Annotated in this window: 2 protein-coding genes; both read right to left on the reverse strand. The window is 38.7% G+C overall.

Annotation, left to right across the window (positions count from 1 at the left end; translation table 11 throughout):
* A partial coding sequence (locus BUB89_RS17770) for a transketolase family protein (RefSeq protein WP_394333302.1) occupies positions 1-455 on the reverse strand: 455 nt, incomplete at its 3' end.
* 62 nt (positions 456-517) lie between these two features.
* Entirely contained in the window at positions 518-1,372 is an 855-nt protein-coding gene (locus BUB89_RS17775) for a transketolase (protein ID WP_073247546.1), read from the reverse strand.
* Between the last annotated feature and the right edge of the window lies 1 nt (position 1,373).

Here is a 1,373-nt window from a genome sequence, read left to right on the forward strand (position 1 = left end):
GCTTTTGTCTGGTTGTGATCACAAGTATTGATAACCGTCATTCCCGGTAACATTTTCATCAAACCGATATCTTCAAGGATTTGGTGCGTAGCTCCATCTTCACCTAAAGTTAATCCGGCGTGAGAAGCACAGATTTTCACGTTTTTATCAGAATAAGCAACAGATTGACGAATTTGGTCGTAAACTCTTCCTGTAGAAAAGTTAGCGAAAGTTCCAGTAAAAGGAATTTTTCCACCAATAGTTAATCCCGCAGCAATCCCAATCATGTTTGCCTCCGCAATCCCGATTTGGAAAAAACGCTCCGGGTGATTTTTCTTGAAATCATCAAATTTTAATGATCCAATTAAATCGGCACAAAGTGCTACTACTTTTTCGTTTTTCTGACCTAATTCAGTCATTCCCACTCCAAAACCGGAACGGGTATCTTTACTTCCTGTATTTATATATTTTTTCATTTTTTTCTTTTGAGTTACTGAGCCACTAAGACTCTAAGGTGCTAAGTTTTAAAATCTAAAATTTAATAATCTGAATTGCCTCCAGTATTATAGTTTTGTCCTAAAGCGTTTGCAAGTTGGTCGTCGTTAGGTGCTTTACCATGCCATGCATGACTGAACATCATATAGTCAACACCATTACCCATTTCAGTATGCAGCAATACACAAACCGGTTTCCCTTTTCCGGTTCTTGATTTGGCTTCATTCATTCCGCCAATGATAGCTTCAACATCATTTCCTTTAGTGATTTCAACTACTTCCCAGTCAAAAGCTTCAAACTTAGCACGGATACTTCCCATTGCTAATACTTCATCAGTAGTACCATCAATTTGTTTTCCGTTTAAATCTACCGTTGCGATTAAGTTGTCTACTTTTTTAGCAGATGCATACATAATTGCTTCCCAGTTTTGTCCTTCCTGTAATTCCCCATCACCGTGAAGAGTATATACAATATGATTGTCGTGGTTTAATTTTTTAGCTTGTGCCGCTCCAATTGCTACAGACATTCCCTGACCAAGAGAACCTGATGCAATACGTACTCCCGGTAAGTTATCGTGAGTTGTAGGGTGACCTTGCAATCTTGAATTTAACAAACGGAACGTTGCTAATTCAGCTACCGGAAAATACCCGCTTCTTGCTAAAACGCTATAGAAAACAGGAGAGATGTGTCCGTTTGATAAGAAGAATAAATCTTCACCAATACCGTCCATGTCAAAACCTTCTTTGCGGTCCATTATATTTTGATACAAGGCTACCAAGAATTCGGTACAGCCCAGAGAACCTCCCGGATGCCCTGAATTAACAGCGTGTACCATTCGAAGGATGTCTCTTCTTACTTGGATAATTAAATCGTTTAATTGTTGAGTGTTAGGTTTCATT

This window comes from Flavobacterium flevense (genome assembly GCF_900142775.1).
Classification (GTDB): domain Bacteria; phylum Bacteroidota; class Bacteroidia; order Flavobacteriales; family Flavobacteriaceae; genus Flavobacterium; species Flavobacterium flevense.

Bases quoted from the DNA above. Each gene is read 5' to 3' on its own strand.
- BUB89_RS17775 (WP_073247546.1), bottom strand. From the start codon at position 1,372: ATGAAACCTAACACTCAACAATTAAACGATTTAATTATCCAAGTAAGA.